Annotated in this window: 15 protein-coding genes, 1 tRNA gene and 1 pseudogene; 11 read left to right on the top strand and 6 right to left on the bottom strand. The window is 72.4% G+C overall.

Annotated features, from left to right (window positions below):
* The gene (locus HHX31_RS22080) at positions 1-657 is read right to left on the bottom strand and encodes a DUF6286 domain-containing protein (protein ID WP_169950240.1); all 657 of its coding nucleotides are present in this window, start codon (positions 655-657) and stop codon (positions 1-3) included.
* A 200-nt stretch (positions 658-857) separates the two neighbouring features.
* Between HHX31_RS22080 and HHX31_RS22085 the strand changes: the two genes are divergently transcribed.
* Positions 858-2,033 carry an amino acid deaminase/aldolase gene (locus tag HHX31_RS22085; protein WP_169950241.1) on the top strand — a complete coding sequence of 392 codons (1,176 nt, stop codon included), beginning with the start codon at positions 858-860 and terminating at the stop codon, positions 2,031-2,033.
* A gap of 154 nt (positions 2,034-2,187) precedes the next feature.
* Here HHX31_RS22085 and HHX31_RS22090 read toward each other — a convergent pair whose 3' ends face one another.
* On the bottom strand, positions 2,188-2,514 hold the full coding sequence (locus HHX31_RS22090; RefSeq protein ID WP_169950242.1) for a DUF3618 domain-containing protein: 327 nt from the start codon (positions 2,512-2,514) through the stop codon (positions 2,188-2,190).
* 133 nt (positions 2,515-2,647) lie between these two features.
* Between HHX31_RS22090 and bcp the strand changes: the two genes are divergently transcribed.
* The 4 genes and pseudogenes from bcp to HHX31_RS35235 all read left to right on the top strand — a co-directional run bounded on the left by bcp (position 2,648) and on the right by HHX31_RS35235 (position 3,946).
* Positions 2,648-3,115, top strand: coding sequence for a thioredoxin-dependent thiol peroxidase (gene bcp / locus HHX31_RS22095; protein WP_169950243.1), 468 nt, complete (start codon positions 2,648-2,650; stop codon positions 3,113-3,115).
* 57 nt (positions 3,116-3,172) lie between these two features.
* Positions 3,173-3,607 (top strand): annotated as a pseudogene (locus tag HHX31_RS36000) (HNH endonuclease signature motif containing protein); the annotation flags it as partial.
* Positions 3,608-3,643: 36 nt separating this feature from the next.
* Positions 3,644-3,717, top strand: a tRNA-Leu gene (locus HHX31_RS22105).
* 94 nt (positions 3,718-3,811) lie between these two features.
* On the top strand, positions 3,812-3,946 hold the full coding sequence (locus HHX31_RS35235) for a hypothetical protein (protein WP_283244591.1): 135 nt from the start codon (positions 3,812-3,814) through the stop codon (positions 3,944-3,946).
* 140 nt (positions 3,947-4,086) lie between these two features.
* Here HHX31_RS35235 and HHX31_RS33765 read toward each other — a convergent pair whose 3' ends face one another.
* Positions 4,087-4,569 carry a hypothetical protein gene (locus HHX31_RS33765; RefSeq protein ID WP_211590172.1) on the bottom strand — a complete coding sequence of 161 codons (483 nt, stop codon included), beginning with the start codon at positions 4,567-4,569 and terminating at the stop codon, positions 4,087-4,089.
* A 13-nt stretch (positions 4,570-4,582) separates the two neighbouring features.
* Between HHX31_RS33765 and HHX31_RS22115 the strand changes: the two genes are divergently transcribed.
* From HHX31_RS22115 to HHX31_RS22135, 5 genes are all read left to right on the top strand, one after another.
* Positions 4,583-4,972 (top strand): hypothetical protein, encoded by a 390-nt coding sequence (locus HHX31_RS22115; RefSeq protein WP_169950245.1) that lies wholly within the window; start codon positions 4,583-4,585, stop codon positions 4,970-4,972.
* Positions 4,973-5,146: 174 nt separating this feature from the next.
* Complete coding sequence (locus tag HHX31_RS22120; protein WP_169950246.1) at positions 5,147-6,328, top strand: sensor histidine kinase; 1,182 nt, start codon at positions 5,147-5,149, stop codon at positions 6,326-6,328.
* A 214-nt stretch (positions 6,329-6,542) separates the two neighbouring features.
* Positions 6,543-7,208 carry a response regulator transcription factor gene (locus HHX31_RS22125; protein WP_311932157.1) on the top strand — a complete coding sequence of 222 codons (666 nt, stop codon included), beginning with the start codon at positions 6,543-6,545 and terminating at the stop codon, positions 7,206-7,208.
* A gap of 113 nt (positions 7,209-7,321) precedes the next feature.
* Entirely contained in the window at positions 7,322-8,065 is a 744-nt protein-coding gene (locus HHX31_RS22130; RefSeq protein WP_169950248.1) for an ABC transporter ATP-binding protein, read from the top strand.
* A gap of 3 nt (positions 8,066-8,068) precedes the next feature.
* Entirely contained in the window at positions 8,069-10,597 is a 2,529-nt protein-coding gene (locus HHX31_RS22135; protein ID WP_169950249.1) for an FtsX-like permease family protein, read from the top strand.
* A gap of 120 nt (positions 10,598-10,717) precedes the next feature.
* On the opposite strand, the gene HHX31_RS22140 is transcribed toward HHX31_RS22135, so the two are convergent.
* Positions 10,718-11,341, bottom strand: coding sequence for a TetR family transcriptional regulator (locus tag HHX31_RS22140; protein ID WP_211590173.1), 624 nt, complete (start codon positions 11,339-11,341; stop codon positions 10,718-10,720).
* 46 nt (positions 11,342-11,387) lie between these two features.
* Between HHX31_RS22140 and HHX31_RS22145 the strand changes: the two genes are divergently transcribed.
* Positions 11,388-12,389 carry an alpha/beta fold hydrolase gene (locus HHX31_RS22145; protein ID WP_169950251.1) on the top strand — a complete coding sequence of 334 codons (1,002 nt, stop codon included), beginning with the start codon at positions 11,388-11,390 and terminating at the stop codon, positions 12,387-12,389.
* Positions 12,390-12,428: 39 nt separating this feature from the next.
* On the opposite strand, the gene HHX31_RS35240 is transcribed toward HHX31_RS22145, so the two are convergent.
* Positions 12,429-14,510 carry a toxin glutamine deamidase domain-containing protein gene (locus HHX31_RS35240; RefSeq protein WP_311932158.1) on the bottom strand — a complete coding sequence of 694 codons (2,082 nt, stop codon included), beginning with the start codon at positions 14,508-14,510 and terminating at the stop codon, positions 12,429-12,431.
* A 108-nt stretch (positions 14,511-14,618) separates the two neighbouring features.
* Entirely contained in the window at positions 14,619-16,469 is a 1,851-nt protein-coding gene (locus tag HHX31_RS22155) for a molybdopterin-dependent oxidoreductase (RefSeq protein WP_311932159.1), read from the bottom strand.
* Positions 16,470-16,501: the final 32 nt, after the last annotated feature.

Below are 16,501 nucleotides of genomic sequence, written 5' to 3' on the forward strand. Positions count from 1 at the left end.
TCAGCCCCCTCTTCTGCGCAGCCGCACGACGACCTCCTGGCGGGACCCGACGCCGAGGTCCGACAGCCGGTCCCCCACGGCGGCCCCGACCTCCCTCAGCAGCGTGCCGGTCGTGTCCGCGTCGGCCACCACGGCGACCTCGATCCGCCTGCGGAGGATGTGGACGTCCGCCCGGCGGACGTGCTCGACCTCGCGGGCCGAGGCGGCGAGCGTCCTGCGCAGGGCGGTGCGGGTCAGGCCCATGGCGAGCAGCGGGTCCCGGCATTCCAGCGGTACGAGCCGTGGCCGGCCCGGGACGAGCGCGAGGGCCACCAGCGCCACCCCGCAGACGATCATGCCGATCGCGGCGACGGGGACGGCGGGGTCGGCCGGGGTGACGTTCAGCAGCCGGGGCGGCAGCCGCCAGGGCGAGGACATGCCGAGCATGGCGGCGATGACCGCCGCGGTGGACACCCAGCCCAGCAGGGCGATCACGGAGGCGACCACGACCGCGGCCGGGGTGCGGCCCGGCCGCAGGACGCGCATGGCGGACCGGCGGCCGTCCACGAGGTCCACGGCGCCGTCCGTGCCCTCGGCGCCTCCGCCGTTCCCGGCTCTTCCGGCGCCCTTGGCGCTCCTCGCCGACGAACCCGCCAGGATTTCCTGTACGACGCTCATCAGGCGTTCACCCTTCCCGCTCACCGCGCCGGGTCCGCTCGGTAGTCACGTCACCATGGGTACACGGAGCGGCGGCGGGACGGGCGGGTCACCCGCCGCCTTGCGCGATCATGACGGTGCCTCGGCGAAGACTTTGCCTGGGCCCGATTAACATGAACACCACTCATGAATATCGGCCGACAGCGTACTAGGCTGCGCACATGGACGACCGACAGCGCCTCGACCAGGCCACGGCCCACCTGGAGCCGCCCTTCGCCGTCCTCGACATGGACGCGCTCCGGTCGAACGCGGCCGCCATGGTGCGCCGGGCCAGGGGCAAGCCGATCCGGGTCGCCAGCAAGTCGATCCGGTGCCGGCCCGTGCTCGAACGGATCCTGGCGATGGACGGCGTCTCCGGCGTCATGGCCTTCACGCTGCCCGAGGCGCTGTGGCTGGTCTCGACCGGCCTGCGCGACGTGCTCGTGGCCTACCCGACGGCTGACAGGGCCGCGCTGCGCGCCCTCGGGTCGGACGAGGTCGCGGCGCGGGAGATCACCATCATGGTCGACTCTCCCGAGCATCTCGACCTGATCGAAAGCCTCCGGCTCCCCCACCCCGTCCGGCTGTGCCTCGACCTCGACGCGGGATTCGTGGCCTTCGGCGGCAGGTTCCGCGCCGGCGCGCTGCGGTCGCCGATCCGCGAGCCGGAGCAGGCCGCCGAGGTCGCCGCCCACATCGCCAAGCGCCCGGCGCTGCGGCTGACCGGGCTCATGGCGTACGAGGCCCAGATCGCCGGGGTGGGAGACGCCGTTCCCGGGCCGTACGGCCGGGCGGTGCGCCTGATGCAGGAGCGGTCACGCCGCGAACTCGTCGTACGGCGCGGGCTCGTCGTGCAGGCCGTACGACAGGTCGCCGACCTTGAATTCGTCAACGGCGGAGGCACGGGAAGCATCGAGAAGACCGTCGCCGAGCGGGCGATCACCGAGGTCGCCGCGGGCTCCGGGTTCTTCCATCCCCGGCTGTTCGACTTCTACCGAAGCTTCACCGGCCGTCCGGCGGCGCTGTTCGCCCTGCCGGTCGTGCGCAAACCGGCTCCCGACATCGTGACCGTGCTCGGAGGGGGCTACCCCGCCTCCGGGGCCCCAGGACCGACCCGGCTGCCCCAGCCTTACCTGCCCGCGGGGCTCGGCTACCACCCGGACGAAGGCGCGGGCGAGGTGCAGACCCCCCTGCTCGGCGAGGCGGCGGCCGATCTCCGCCTCGGCGACCGCGTCTGGTTCCGCCACGCGAAAGCCGGCGAGCTGTGCGAGCGCTTCGCCTCGCTGCATCTGATCGAGGGCGACCGGGTGACCGAGGAGGTCCCGACCTACCGCGGTGAGGGCAGGACCTTCCTGTGACCGCCGCCCCGAACCCTCGCCCTCCGTCGCCGCTTCCTGGCCGCGGCCTCCCCCGGAGGGCCGCGGACGCCTCAACGCAGAGGTCTTAACGCGGAGGTCTTAACGCGGAGGTCTTAAGCGGGCGTCGTGAACCGGAGCCCGGCGGCGTCTCGGGTCAGCGGGACCGGCGGCGCAGCAGCACGATCGCCGCTCCCACGACCACGACCACGCCGATTCCGACCAGCACAGGAGCGATGCTGGGCGCCGGATGCTCCGCGGGCTGCCCGTCTTCGCCGTCGGCGGGGGCATACGTGCGCGGCCCCAGGACCATGTCCTCCATCGACGCGACGAAGCCGCGTGCGTTGGCCTTCGCCTTCTCGACGCCGCGCTCCGCGACCCGCTTCGGGCTCACCCGGTCCGCGATGGCGTCGACCGTACGAGCGAGCTCCGCCCGCGTGCGCTCGATTTTGCGTTCCAGCGCATCGGGATCGGTGTCCGCCATGCGATCCCCCTTCTGTGGTATTCGTGTGTGATCAGTCTGCCAGGTTCGCCGGTCGCCCCGCACAGTGACTGAGCCGGTAGTTTGGTTGACGCTTGCCCGCCGATCGCCGCGGGTCACATTTTCGGAGGACGTGATGAGCAAGCTCCAGCCCGGCGACGCCGCGCCGGACTTCACCCTGACCGACGCCGACGACAACGAGGTCTCGCTGGAGTCGTTCCGCGGCCGACGGGTCATCCTTTACTTCTACCCTGCGGCGATGACGCCCGGATGCACCAAGCAGGCCTGCGACTTTCGCGACAACCTCGGCGCGCTGACCGAGCGGGGCTTCGTGGTGCTGGGAGTGTCCAAGGACAAGCCCGCCAAGCTGCGGCAGTTCCGCGAGCGCGACGCGCTCACCTTCCCGCTGCTGTCCGACACCGGTCTGGACGTGCACAAGGCGTACGGCGCGTACGGCGAGAAGACGAACTACGGAAAGACCATCATGGGGGTCATCCGGTCCACGTTCGTCATCGACCCCGACGGGAAAATCGAGAAGGCTCTCTACAACGTGAAGGCCACCGGCCACGTCGCCCGCCTCACCAAAGAGCTGGGAATTTCCTGACATACCCCATTCGCCACGCTCCCGGAATTGTCAGTGCCGCTCGATAAATTCCGGGGCATGGCGAAGTACAAGTACACCCCACAGTTGCTCGCCGACGCCGCGGCCGCCGCGAGCAGCATCGCCGATGTGTTGCGCTATCTCGGCATCCCATGGTCGGGCGGCGCCCACGCACACATCAGCCGCCGCCTCAAGCACTTCGGCGTCGACACCTCCCACTTCGGCGGGCACTCGGCGAAGAAGAGCGTCCCCGCACCCCGGCGATACCTGCCTGCGGAGATCCTCGTCTTGCTGCCCCCCGGATCCGGCCGCGAGAAGCCTCGCAAGCTCCGACGGGCGCTACAGGAAGTGGGAGTCCCATACTCCTGCACAGGCTGTAGGATAGGCGGCGCCTGGCAGGGTCGATCGCTGACATTGCATATCGATCACATCAACGGCAATTGGCTGGACAACAGAAAAGAGAATCTACGATTCCTCTGTCCAAACTGCCATTCTCAGACGGAGAATTTCGCAGGCAAAGGAAGAGGAAAAGGGGTCGTAGCCCAATCGGCAGAGGCAACGGTTTTAGGTACCGTCCAGCGCGAGTTCGAATCTCGTCGACCCCACTGCGATTCAAATGATAGTGACGAATCGCGCAATCATGGGAGCACTCGGAGGCCGCCGAATTCGGAACGGCCCGCGCTCGCGAAGTTGAACCTGATGCTCGGGGCCAACGACCTGGCCTTCCTGGAACAGTTCGTGGCCGCCGGAGGAGCGCGCTCGCGGACCGCGGCGATCCGTACGGCCATCGCCCTGCTGCGGGCGCGGAGCGAGCGGAGTGATCGCGGTGGGTAGGTGCCACTCACGCGAAAGCGGATCGGTTGTTCGACCACGCCCGCCCGGTGCTGGGCCTGTGTAGCTCGATGTCCGGCCGGAGAAACCCGTGGGCGCGCGCCGGCCCCTCCGCCGGCGCGCGCCCACTCGGGAGGCGATACTCAGCCGGGCGCCTGGCAGCGCACTCCGGCCTCGGTGCTCCTGCACCATGGGGGCAGGGGGTTGCTCTGGGACTGCGGGACGCCCTGGTCGTAACCGCGGGGGAAGAAACGCTGCCGGTCACCCCCGACGTCCCAGCTCGCCCTGGCGTCCGCCCGGTCCCAGGCCATGGCGGTGACCGCCACGATGCCACCGCCGAGTAGTGCTCCGACGAGTGCGGACGCGATGCCGACGGTCACCAGCCTGCCCGTCTGCCCGCGTGGGACCCGGGCCGCCAGGCGTGCGGAGAAGTCGGGCCGTGGCGCTGACGCGAACGGCGATTGGGGGCGCTGCCATCCCGGGGCGTTCCATCCTGCGCCTCCGGGGCCGAACGCGTACCCGCTGCCGCTCGGCGGGATCGCGCTCGCCTGCCCCGGCCGGCTCTGACCGGCGGAGCCCGTCCACGGCGCGTAAGGTCCCGGCGCCCCGGTGTTCCCCCCAGGCATGTTCCCCCCAGGCATGTTCATCCCAGGCGTGTGCAAGGAGCCGGGGGCGTTCATCCCGGGCGTGCTCGTCGGCCCGGCGCCCGGAGAACCCGGTCCCGCTGCCCGGGGCGTGCCCGCCGGGCTGGCCCATGAAAAGGTGGGATTCGTCGGAGGTGGCGGCGGCCCGGCGGCCGGTCCTGCCCACGGGGTCGAACCGATGGGCGCGCCCGGCGCGCTCGGCTGGGTGGGTGTCCCCGGGCCGGTGGGCCCAGCGGCCCCGATGACCGCGGCCTGCTCGCTCGGCCTGACCGACTCGGTCGGCCTGATCGACTCGCTCGACCCGGTGGGCCCGGCCGGCCCGGTTTCCGGCTCCGGGCGCGGGCCGCGCGGCTCGTCCCCGGCGCCGCGCGAACCCGCGTCCTGATCCGCCATTCAGATCTCCCTTTACCCCGCTTCACAGAAGCGTTCCCGAAAACAAGGATGCGGGGTGATCCGTAAGAACGGCGTAAACGCGGCGGGCGGCTGCGACCTAAGTCGTACGGCCGTATCCGCCGGAAGGGTGAGACGTTCCTGAGCAGCGGATACGTATGGTGGGGAGGTGTTCGGCAGACTGCGCGCCTGGACCAGGCGCCACAGCAAGCTCGTGGACGCGCTCACGGTCTCCCCCGTGGCCCTGTTGAGCTTGATCACCATCGAGGCCTTCACCGTGTCGGGCTCCGCCGGGGCCAAGCACGCGGGTGTGCCCGGGCTGCTGCTGGTGTCGGCCGCGCTCATCGTGCCGCTGGTGTGGCGTCGCGACCACCCGCGCGAGGTGTTCGCCGTGGTCGCCACCGTCAGCTTCGTCCAATGGCTGCTCGACATCATCATGCTGCCCGCCAACATCGCGGTGCTCGTGGCGCTGTACGGCGTCGCCTCGCGCTGCACGCTGCGATGGGCGCTGGCCGCCGGGGCCGTCGCCGAGCTTGGACTGCTGCTGGCGATGCTGCGCTGGTCTCCCGACGCCTGGGGGTCGTGGACGTCGTCGTCCGCCTTCATCGTCGCCGTCTGGATCGCCGGGATCTACGCGAACACGCGCCGCCGCTACGTGGACAGTCTCGTCGAGCGCGCCGAGCGGGCCGAGCGGGAGCGCGACCAGCAGGCGCGCATCGCCGCCGCCGCCGAGCGCGCCCGCATCGCCCGTGAGCTGCACGACGTGGTGGCGCACAACGTCAGCGTGATGGTCGTCCAGGCCGACGGCGCGGGTTACGCCCTCGACAGCGACCCGGAGCAGGCGCGGCGCGCCCTGCAGGCGATCTCCGCGACCGGGCGGCAGGCGCTGGCGGAGATGCGCAGGCTGGTGGGCGTCCTGCGGCAGGACGCCGGCAGCCCGCGGGAGGAGTACGCTCCGCAGCCCGGCGTGGCCCAGCTCGGCGACCTGGTCAAGCAGGTCAGGGACTCGGGGCTGCCGACCGAGTTCACCGTGTCGGGCACCGCGCGGGCCCTGCCGGAAGGCGAACAGCTCGCCGTCTACCGGATCGTGCAGGAGGCCCTGACGAACGCGCTCAAGCATGGCGGCCCCGGCACGCGGGCCTGGGTGGAGCTGACGTACGGCAGGGGCGACATCGAGCTGAGGATCAGCGACGACGGCAGGGGCGCCGCGGCTCCTCGGCTGGTCGGCGGGCACGGTTTGATCGGCATGCGGGAACGGGCGGCGATGTACGGCGGGAGCGTCGAGGCGGCTCCCCGGCCCGGCGGCGGGTTCCGGGTGGTCGTCCGAATTCCCATCGCCATGGCCGCGTGACAGGCGACCGCCAGCACCCCCACTGGCACGCCCGCGTCACGGGCGGCCGCCAGGGCCCCCACCGGCGCGGCCTGGTGCCAGGTCAGGACCCCCACGGTGCGGCCGCATCATGGCGACCGCCGGCGCCCGACCGGCATGACCGGGTGTCCGGGCCGTCCACCCGACGGCGTACGGTTGCGAGATCGCGGCGAGGAACGAGCGGAGCTGAGCGGCAGTGATACGCGTCATGCTGGTCGACGACCAGGAATTGGTGCGGACCGGGTTCCGGATGGTGCTCGGGGCGCAACCGGACATCGACGTCGTGGGTGAGGCGGCGGACGGCCTGGCGGCCGTCGAGGCGCTGCGCACGATCGAGGCGGACGTGGTTCTCATGGACGTCCGCATGCCGCGAATGGACGGCGTGGAGGCGGCCCGCGTCATCTGCGCGGCGCCGGACGGCCCCAAGGTGCTGATCCTGACGACGTTCGACCTCGACGAGTACGCGTTCGCCGCGATCAAGGCGGGTGCGGCGGGGTTCCTGCTGAAGGACGTGCCGCCGGACGAGCTGATCAGCGCGATCCGGTCGGTCCACACGGGTGACGCGGTGGTCGCGCCGAGCACGACCCGCCGCCTGCTCGACCGTTTCGCCGCGCTGCTGCCGGAGGGTGACCAGCGGCGGCAGGACGCCGGCGTGCTGACGGCGCGGGAGCGGGAGGTGATGGTCCACGTGGCCCGCGGCCTGTCGAACGCCGAGATCGCGGCGCGGCTACATCTCGCGGAGGCGACCGTGAAGACCCACCTCGGTCGCATCCTGGCCAAGCTGGGGCTGCGCGACCGCGCCCAGGTGGTCGTCTACGCGTACGAGACCGGCGTGGTCTCCCCCGATCATCCGCCGGTCTGAGTGCGGACTACCCCCTGAGTCGCACATGTCGCTCGGGTCCCGTCCCTGGGCCGCACGCGGAGAACGTTCGCGAGGCCGAGGAAACGCCCTGATCACGGCCATAGCGTGGCGTCATGACCACAACTACCAAGGTTCGCGCGGCGGTCGTCGCGCAGGGACTGACGAAGGTGTACGGCGAGGGCGACGCGGCGGTGCACGCGCTGCGCGGTATCGACGTGGGCTTCGCCGCGGAGGCGTTCACCGCGATCATGGGGCCGTCCGGCTCCGGTAAGTCCACCCTGATGCACTGCCTGGCCGGATTGGACACCGTGACGGACGGCCGGGTGAGCATCGGCGACGTCGAGATCACCGGTTTGAACGACAAGCGGCTCACGCTCCTGCGGCGCGAGCGCGTCGGTTTCATCTTCCAGGCGTTCAATTTGCTGCCGACGCTGACGGCCGAGCAGAACATCCGGCTCCCGCTGGAGATCGCGGGCCGGCAGGCCGACCAGGCGCTGTTCGACCGCGTGATCGAGACGGTGGGCCTCCAGGACCGGCTGAGGCACAAGCCGAGTGAGCTGTCGGGCGGCCAGCAGCAGCGTGTCGCGGTGGCGCGGGCGCTCATCAGCAAGCCTGAGGTGATCTTCGCGGACGAGCCGACCGGCAACCTCGACTCGCGCAGCGGCGCCGAGGTGCTGGCGTTCCTGCGCAGGTCGGTGCGGGAGCTCGGGCAGACGATCGTCATGGTGACCCACGACCCGGTGGCGGCGTCGTACGCGGACCGGGTGGTCTTCCTGCGGGACGGCCTGCTGGTGACCGAGATCGATCGGCCGACGCCGCAGACCGTGCTCGACACGCTGATGGCGCTGGAGGCCTGAGCCGTGTTCAGGACCACCCTCACCGGGCTGCTGGCACACCGCCTGCGCCTGCTGCTCACCTCCCTGGCGATCGTGCTCGGTGTCGGCTTCATCGCCGGCACGTTCGTGCTCACCGACACCATCGACGCCGGGTTCACCCAGTCGTTCGCCGCGGACGCCGACAAGGTGGACGTGGTGGTGACGCCCAAGGACAAGGCCAAGGACGAGGCCGAGGGCGAGGCCGAGGACGACGCGGGCCTGCCGCAGAGCGCGCTCGCCGCGATCAGGACGGTGCCGGGCGTGCGGGACGCCCAGCCCATGGTGTCCGGAGACGCGCCGCTGATCGGCAAGGACGGCAAGGTCGTCGGCGACTTCCCCACCGCCGGCGTGTCGATCCCGGTGAGCCGCATCAAGATCACGGCGGGGCGTGCTCCCTCCGCCGCCGGCGAGGCCGTTCTCGACAAGAACACCGCCAAGGCCCAGGAACTGGCACCCGGGGCGACCGTCGCCGTGCTCGACCGGGCGGGTGAACGCAACGAGTTCCGCCTCGTCGGGATCTTCGACGTGGGCGTCGACCAGGACCTCGCCTATCGGGGCGCGGTCGCGTTCACCCCCGAGACGGCGCGGCGTATCACCGGTGCCAAGGGCTTCACCGAGATCGACGTCATCTCCTCTGGCCCCTCGCCGGAGAGCCTGCGTACGGCCGTCGCGGCGGCGGTGGGCGACGACGCCAGGGTGGTGACCGGGCGGGAGCGCGCCGACGAGATCGCCAAGCGCAACCATGTGGACACGTCCTACCTCAGGATGGGTCTGCTGCTGTTCGGCGCGGTCGCGCTGCTCGTGGCCGCGCTCGTCATCTACAACACCTTCAACATCCTGGTCGCGCAGCGGATGCGCGAGATGGCGCTGCTGCGCTGCATCGGCGCCACCAAGGGGCAGGTCTTCGGCTCGATCGTGCTGGAGTCCGCCGTGGTCGGGCTGCTGTCGTCGGTGCTCGGCCTGCTGGCGGGCGTCGGCTTCGGGGCCGCAGCGGTCGCCGCGCTGCGGGGCCTCGGGACCGACATCCCCACGGGCACGGTGACCCTGTCGCCGCAGACGATCGCCGTCGGCCTGTGCACCGGCCTCATCGTGACGATGGCCGCCGCCCTGCTCCCGGCGCGCCAGTCCACCCGGGTGCCGCCCGTCGCGGCGCTGCGTACGCAGGTCGAGGAGCACACGTTCCGCACCGGGGTCGTACGGGTGGTCGTCGCGGTCCTGCTCGCTGTGGCGGGGGCCGGGCTCACCGCTGCCGGGGTGCTGCGGGAGCCCGGCGAGACGGCGCTGCTGACGGTCATGGCGGGCGGCGTGCTCACGTTCTTCGCCGTGCTGGTGCTCGGCCCGGTGATCGTACGGCCGCTGAGCGCGCTGGCCGGCTGGGTGCCGGCGCGGCTGTTCGGGGTGCCGGGACGGCTGGCCGTGGACAACTCCCGGCGCAACCCCAAGCGGGCGGCCACCACGACGGTGGCGCTGACCGTCGGCGTGACGCTGATGACTTTCATGTCGGTCCTGACCGCCACGGTGCGGGCCACGGTGGGCGGCGAACTCGACAAGCAGTTCCCCGCCGACTACGTCCTGTCGGCGCAGACGGGCACGATCCCCCTCTCGGTCGCGGACGCGCTGCGCGCGAGCCGCGAACTCGCCACGGTGACCGAGTTCCGCGGCAAGGAGGCGACGGTGAACGGCCGCGAGTACGAGGTCGGCACCGTCAACCAGTCGGCCATCGGCACCGCCATCAAACCGGAGACGTCGTCCGGCACGATGGACGGCTTCGGCTCCGGCTCCGGCTCCGGCGATGTCGCGGTGGCCGACTACGTGGCCCAGGACCTCGGCATCGCGGTGGGCGACACCGTGACCGTCGCGTCGGGACGCACGAAGGTCTCGCTCAAGGTGGCGGCGGTGCTGAGGGCCGACGTGTCCCTGCTGCCGGCGTTCACCATCGCCGAGCAGGCGTTCGAACGGCACTTCGGCGCGGTGGGCGACGCGCAGATCCTGGTGAACGCCGCCGACGGCGTGGCCCCCGAGCGGGCGCGCAAGGTGGTGGACGCCGCCACGGCGGCCTACCCGGCGGTCAAGGTCGGCAGCATGACCGAGATCCGCGGCCAGTTCGACGACGCCATCGACACCATGCTCATGGTCGTCACCGGCCTGCTCGCCCTCGCGATCGTGATCTCGTTGCTCGGCATCGCCAACACGCTGTCGCTGTCGGTCCACGAACGGACCCGCGAATCCGCGCTGCTGCGCGCCCTCGGCCTGACGCGGCCGCAGTTGCGGGGCATGCTCTCGGTCGAGGCACTGGTCCTCGGGCTGGTGGGGGCGATCGTCGGCGTCGTGCTCGGCACCGTGTACGGCTGGGCGGCGACGACGACCCTGACGCAGAACGTCTCCTTCCAGCTCCCGGCCGTGCAGATCCTGATCTTCATCGTCGCCTCGGGCCTGGCGGGGGTGCTCGCCGCGGTGCTGCCCGCTCGCCGTGCCGCCCGTGCCTCGGTCGTCGGGGCGCTGGCCGCCTCCTGACCACCGCTCCCCCGGTCTCGTACGGACCTGGGCCGCCGGCCGCCCGCGCCGCCCGCCTCGCGGGTAGCCCGGGCGGCGGCCCGGAGCACACCGGAACGCCGCCGGGGGCGGCGGCGATCGTCACTCGGAGACCGGCTGCGAGGAGGGGGCGCCGGAGCCGGTCGCCATCCCGGGCAGGATCCGGCGAAGGTGGTGGTCGACTATCGCGGCCGCGTCGTCGACGCCGAGTTCCCCGAGCAGCACCCCGTCCGCGAGGCCACGCGCGAGACCGAGCAGCGCGTGGGCCTCCGCGCCGGCGTCGACATCCGGTGCCGCGCCGGAGGCCGCCACCAGCGCGGCGATCTCGCGATGGACGGCGTCGCCACCGGCTCGATAGAGGGCGCGGATCTCCGGGTCGGCGACGGCCATGCTCAAGAACGCGTGCCCGGCGAGCAGTGGGACCGCAGCGGTCACGCCCAGTTCGACGATCGCCAACAGCACGCGCCTCAGCGTGTCCGCCGGGCCGCGGGCGTCCCGGACGGCCTCGCGGACACGGCGCTCGATCTCCGCTCTCAGGATTTGGGCACTGGCACGCAGCAGATCGGCCTTCCCGGCGAAGTAGTGCTGCACGAGCCCCTTGGAGACGCCGGCCTCCTGGGCCACCTGCCCTATGGTCACTCCGGCCAGGCCGTCTCGCGCGCACAGCCGCAGCGCCGCCTGGACGATCTCCTCCCGCCGAGCCGCGTGATCGACCTTCTTCGGCACGGCCCGCCCCCTCCCGTTTTTACGATACGAACGTATTGTGATATCGATGCAATACGATCGTATCGCCAAGTGTGAACGGGAGGACCCGTACGTGAACGACCTCGTGCGGCCCAACATCGGAGCGGAGTTCCGTCGACGGCGCCTCGGGCACTTCCGGGACGCGCCGGCCTACGCGCGTTACCGGCGGATCTACGACCGGGCCATGGCCGGCCTCCCGCCGTACGACGGATTCCAGGACGTGCCGACCGGCTTCGGAACCGTCCGCGCCTACCGCTTCGGCGCGGACGGCGCCGATTCCGGAACACCGATACTCCTGCTGCCGGGACGCACCGCGTCCACCCCGATGTGGGCGCCGAACCTCACCGGCCTCCGCGCCCATGGCCGCGTCGTCTACGCGATCGACCTGCTCGGCGAGCCCGGCCTCTCGGTGCAGAGCAGGCCTTTCGCGAGCGCGGCCGACCACAGCGTGTGGCTCGCGGAACTCCTCACCGGGCTCGGCCTCGACCGGACGCACCTACTGGGAGTGTCGATCGGCGGATGGACCGCCTTCCGGCTCGCCCTGCACGCTCCGGAGAGGGTCGCCTCGCTGAGCCTGCTCGATCCCGCCTGCCTGTTCGGCCGGATCACCTGGAAGGCGGTCGCCGTCTCGCTGGGAACGGTGGGGCCGCTCCCCGAACCGTGGCGAAAGCGACTGCTGCGCTGGATCTCCAGCGGAGCCGACGTCTCCGCAGACGACCCGGTCGCCGCTTTGATCTCCGCCGGGATGCGGGACTACGCCGCCTTCCTCCCTCCGCCGGCGTACCCCTCGGACGACGAGGTCGCCGCGGTCGGCGTACCGACCCTCGCGGTGATCGCCGGGCGCAGCATCATCCACGATCCGGGCAGGGCCGCGGAACGCGCCCGCCGACTGCTCGCCCAAGGCGTCGTCGAACTGTGGCCTGATGCCTCCCACGCACTCAACGGCGAGTTCCCCGGGCGGGTGGCCGCCCGGGTCCTCGACTTCGTCGACCGCCTCGACGCGGACGACACCCTCCATGGCCGTCGCTGACCGTCGTCGCCGTCGGGCCGGTGCTCTCCGCGCGAGCCGTCACAGACGGCGGCCCTGGCGGTCGATCACCACCGCGAAGACCCCCGTGACGTCCTCGTACGGAGGCTCGACGGCCATGTGCCCCCGCTGGGCGTCGATCCACAGGACCTCACCCCGGCAGTTGACGGCGTTCCAGGCGTGGCTGCCTCCTCCGGCCCATCGGGTGATGAGGACGGCGGCGGCGCCATGCCCACCGAAGATCAGCCGCTGGGCGATCGCCACGTACGCCCGGCGGCCGTGGCCCACATACTCGAACCGGTGCCCGAGCCACTCCTCTGCGCGGGCGACACCACCGGTCTCCCCGGTCAGCAAGGGGCGGCCCGACCCGTCGTACTCCGGCTGCCTGCTCGCCGCCACCACGGGCTCGCCATGCCAGGTGGACATCACCGACAGCGCGCAGTCGACGGCGTTGTTGGACCTGAACGCGTCCTCCGTCGGCCCTTCGGCGTTGATCAGGCGGATCCAGGTGCCGCGCGGGTCAGGGAAGCGCCCGCTCACCGCCTGCGCGAGACTCACCTGGCCGTCCGGATCCGCCTCGGCCAGCCCACCCGGCCTGCCGTACGGACGGGTCTCCTCCAGCCGCCGCGGGCGGGCCGGGCCGTCCAGCCAGTCGCGTTCGGCGTCGTCGCGCAGCACGGCCGACCAGAAGTCGTCGGCGTCCGCGAGCGCCTCGGGACCGTCGTCCACGACACCGCCGGGCGCCTCACGCCACTCGCTCCGGCCCGCCTCGGTCTCCGTCTCATCGGCGTACTTCGGCGCGCGGATCCTCGGCGCGAGCACGGTCTCCGTGAGCCATTCGTCCTGGCCGGACGGGGACCCGGCGGCCTGTCCCGCGACCTGTCCCTCGGCGGGCAGGGCCTCGCCCGGCTGATCGACCCGGCCCCCGGGGGTCACCGCGTCGTGTCGCCTCTCGGGCGAGCGGGACGCGGCGGGCACTACCACGTCCGGGCCGTTCTCACCGATGGCCGCGGTGGCGGCGGTGGCGGCGATCGCGTCGTCAACGGCGGCCCCGGCGGTCACCGTCTCCCGCGTCTCGTCGGCGACGACGACACTCACGTCGTCGCCGGGCTCGGCCGGGCGCGCGGCGGTGTCGTCCCCCGCCGCCTCATGCGTGCCCTGATCTGGGGCCTGCTCGTGGGCCTCTGTTGTGGCCTCCTTTGTGGCCTCCGCAGGTCCGGCGGCGCTGAGCCCCGCGTGAACCGCCTCGGTCCCATTGGCCGGGTGAGTCCCCGCATCGGCGAGGTCGCCGGTCTCCCGCAGGGGTTGCTCCCCGGGGGTTCGGGCGCTCGGACCGGAGTGCTCGGGAGCGTGCGGCCCGGACTCCTCCGGGGCGGAGACCCGAGCGGAGACGCCGGTGGAGACGTGCGAGGCCGACTCCTCCGGACCGGCCTCAGCATCCTCCTGGTCTAGTTCTCCCGAGACCGTCGGCGAACTGTCAGTCACGCCGCCCGCGATCACCCCAGCGATCACCCCAGCGATCAGCCCAGTGGTCTCCCCAGCGATCTCCTCGGCGGTTTCCCCGTGGGTTCTCCCGGAGGTTTCCCCGCAGGGCGTCTCCGCCGCGGGCTCTCCGGCCGTCTCGCCCGCCGTGTCGCCCGCCGTGTCGCCCGCTGTGTCGCACGCTGTCCCGCCCGCCGCCTCGCCAGGCTCGATGGCGCGCTCAGCGTCCCCGTCGTTCTCCGGCCCCTGAACGACCCGGTCGTCCTCGGCGTCCCCGGTGTCGTCCTCGGCACCGGCACCGGTGGGCGGCGCGGCGGGGACGGCCTCCCGCGGGTCCGGCCGCCCGCCACGACGCCCTGTCGGCATCGCAGGGCCATGGGCCCCGCGTCCCCCGTCGCCGTTCCTCGCGGCAGGCACCACCGGCATCGCGATGGTGCCGGTCATGGCGTCGATCATAGCGTCGACGCCCAGCGGCAGCGCCCCTATCCGCCCGTCCAGTCGGCGGTCCTCCAGTGACGGTGCGGGCGCGTCCGCCGCCTGCTCGTAATCACGCCATCGCCGGCCGTCGGCCGTGACGACCGGGTTGTACATCCCGGACGGCAACCGCCACCTCGCGTGCCGGCGCGCCCTCTCCTGGTTCACGCGCTTGGCCCCCCTCCTCGCGCACATCAGGGTGCCGATGGTAGAGGTGGGTCGTCCCGGGCACGGCGGGTTTTCCCAACTCCAGACCCGGCTTCCCGCAGGGGCCGGTCAGCGGGCCGTGACGGTGACGGTGTGATGGCCGGTCGCCCCGTCGGGGGCGGGCTCGGCCTCGTCCCCGGTCTGGGTGTAACCGGTCGTGTCGGTGGCCCGCACCGAGATCGTGTGCCGGCCGGGCGGGAGGTCGAGGTCGAGCGACCACTGCCGCCAGGTGTCCGGCCCGGGGACGTCCGCGAGCCTCGCCTGCCGCCACGCGCCCCCGTCCACCCGCACCTCGACCGCGTCGACCCCGCGGTGCTGGGCCCACGCGACCCCCGCCACGGTCGTACGGCCCGCCGTCACCTCGTCTCCGTCCCTGGGCAGGTCGATCCTCGACTGGGTCTTGATCGGGCCCCGCGGCGCCCAGCCGCGCGGCGTCCAGTAGCCCTCGTCCCGGTCGAACCGGGTGACCCTGATCTCGGTGACCCATTTCGTCGCCGACACGTACCCGTACAGGCCGGGCACGACCTGGCGGACCGGGAAACCGTGGGCCTCCGGGAGCACCTCGCCGTTCATGGCGACGGCGAGCAACGCGTCGCGGCCGTCCATGACCACGTCGACCGGCGTGCCGCAGGTCCAGCCGTCCTCCGAGACGCTGAGCAGCATATCGGCCTCACGGCGGATCCCGGCCTCGCGCAGCACGTCGGCGAGCCGGGCGCCGAGCCAGCGGGCGTTGCCGATGTACGGCCCGCCGACCTCGTTGGACACGCAGGCCAGCGTGACGTCCGCCTCCATGAGAGGCCGCCTGAGGAGGTCGGCGAAGGTCAGCTCGACCGGCCGGTCCACCAGTCCGTGGATCTTGAGCGTCCATCGGGCCGGGTCGACCGACGGCACGACGAGTGCGGTGTCCACCCGGTAGAAGTCGGCGTTCGGCGTGACGAACGGCGCGAGGCCGGAGATCCGCAGGTCCGCCCCGGACGGGATGGGCGCCGCCGGGCGTGCCGCGCGCGGCAGCATCTGCGCCACGCTCCTCCTGGCGATCTCACCGTCCTTCCTGCCCGACAGCAGCCAGCCGCCGAGACCCGCGGCGCCCGCCACGACGACTCCCGTCGCCGCTCCCGTCAGGAGTCTGCGCCGGTCGAAGGCGTACGGCCCGACGCCCGCCCCCGCGCTCGGCCGCATAACGGGCGGCATGGCAGGCGGCACCGACGGTGGCACCGGCGGAGGCACCGGCGGAGGCACCGGCGGAGGCACCGGCTGTGGCACGGCGGGGCCGGGCTCCCCCGACCGGCTCTCCGCGCCCGCCATGCCGGAACCCGCTGACCCGGAACCCGCTGACCCAGAACCCGCCGAACCAGAGATCGGTCGCGTCGCTGGCGCGATCTCCCTGTCGGCCTCCCTGTCGGCCTCTCTGGCCGCCTCCCTGCCTGCCTCCCTGTCGGCGGCCCGGCTGGCCGCCACGTAGTCCTCCTCGCCGCTGCCCATGGCGCGGCGCGTCAGCCGCGACAGGGTCCAGGCGCCGGCCGCGGCGCCCAGCAGCGAAGGCAGGAAGTTCAGCACCCCCGCGTCCGGCCGGGCCGACGCCGCGACCGCGCCGACGAGGCCGAACAGGGCCAGGCCCAGCTCGCCGTACGCCGCCCTGCGGCGGGCGAGCAGGCCGAGACCGGCGGCGACGAGCGCGAGCACGACGACGATGCCGCCGAGCAGGACCGGCTTGTCGTTGGAGCCGAAGGTGCGGATCGCCCAGTCCTTTAGGCCGGCGGGCGAGGCGTCGACCACCGCGCCTCCGACGGCGACGACCGGCGCCGCACCGGGGTCGATCAGACCGGCGACGATCTGGGCCGTTCCGAGCGCCACCGCGGCGGCGACGAGGCCGGTCAGCGCGGCCGCCCAGGCGGGCATGCGAGTGCTTGCAGCGTTCACCTTCCGAACGCTACGCCCGTGTGCCCGCCGGG

Origin of the sequence: Microbispora sp. H11081 (genome assembly GCF_012999535.1) — a bacterium.
Classification (GTDB): Bacteria; Actinomycetota; Actinomycetes; order Streptosporangiales; family Streptosporangiaceae; genus Microbispora.

What these genes read in the sequence shown, in the direction of transcription:
- HHX31_RS22080 (WP_169950240.1), bottom strand. Translation starts at nt 657, where the DNA reads ATGAGCGTCGTACAGGAAATCCTGGCGGGTTCGTCGGCGAGGAGCGCC.
- HHX31_RS22085 (WP_169950241.1), top strand. Translation starts at nt 858, where the DNA reads ATGGACGACCGACAGCGCCTCGACCAGGCCACGGCCCACCTGGAGCCG.
- HHX31_RS22090 (WP_169950242.1), bottom strand. Translation starts at nt 2,514, where the DNA reads ATGGCGGACACCGATCCCGATGCGCTGGAACGCAAAATCGAGCGCACG.
- bcp (WP_169950243.1), top strand. Translation starts at nt 2,648, where the DNA reads ATGAGCAAGCTCCAGCCCGGCGACGCCGCGCCGGACTTCACCCTGACC.
- HHX31_RS35235 (WP_283244591.1), top strand. Translation starts at nt 3,812, where the DNA reads ATGCTCGGGGCCAACGACCTGGCCTTCCTGGAACAGTTCGTGGCCGCC.
- HHX31_RS33765 (WP_211590172.1), bottom strand. Translation starts at nt 4,569, where the DNA reads ATGCCTGGGGGGAACACCGGGGCGCCGGGACCTTACGCGCCGTGGACG.
- HHX31_RS22115 (WP_169950245.1), top strand. Translation starts at nt 4,583, where the DNA reads ATGTTCATCCCAGGCGTGTGCAAGGAGCCGGGGGCGTTCATCCCGGGC.
- HHX31_RS22130 (WP_169950248.1), top strand. Translation starts at nt 7,322, where the DNA reads ATGACCACAACTACCAAGGTTCGCGCGGCGGTCGTCGCGCAGGGACTG.
- HHX31_RS22145 (WP_169950251.1), top strand. Translation starts at nt 11,388, where the DNA reads ATGCAATACGATCGTATCGCCAAGTGTGAACGGGAGGACCCGTACGTG.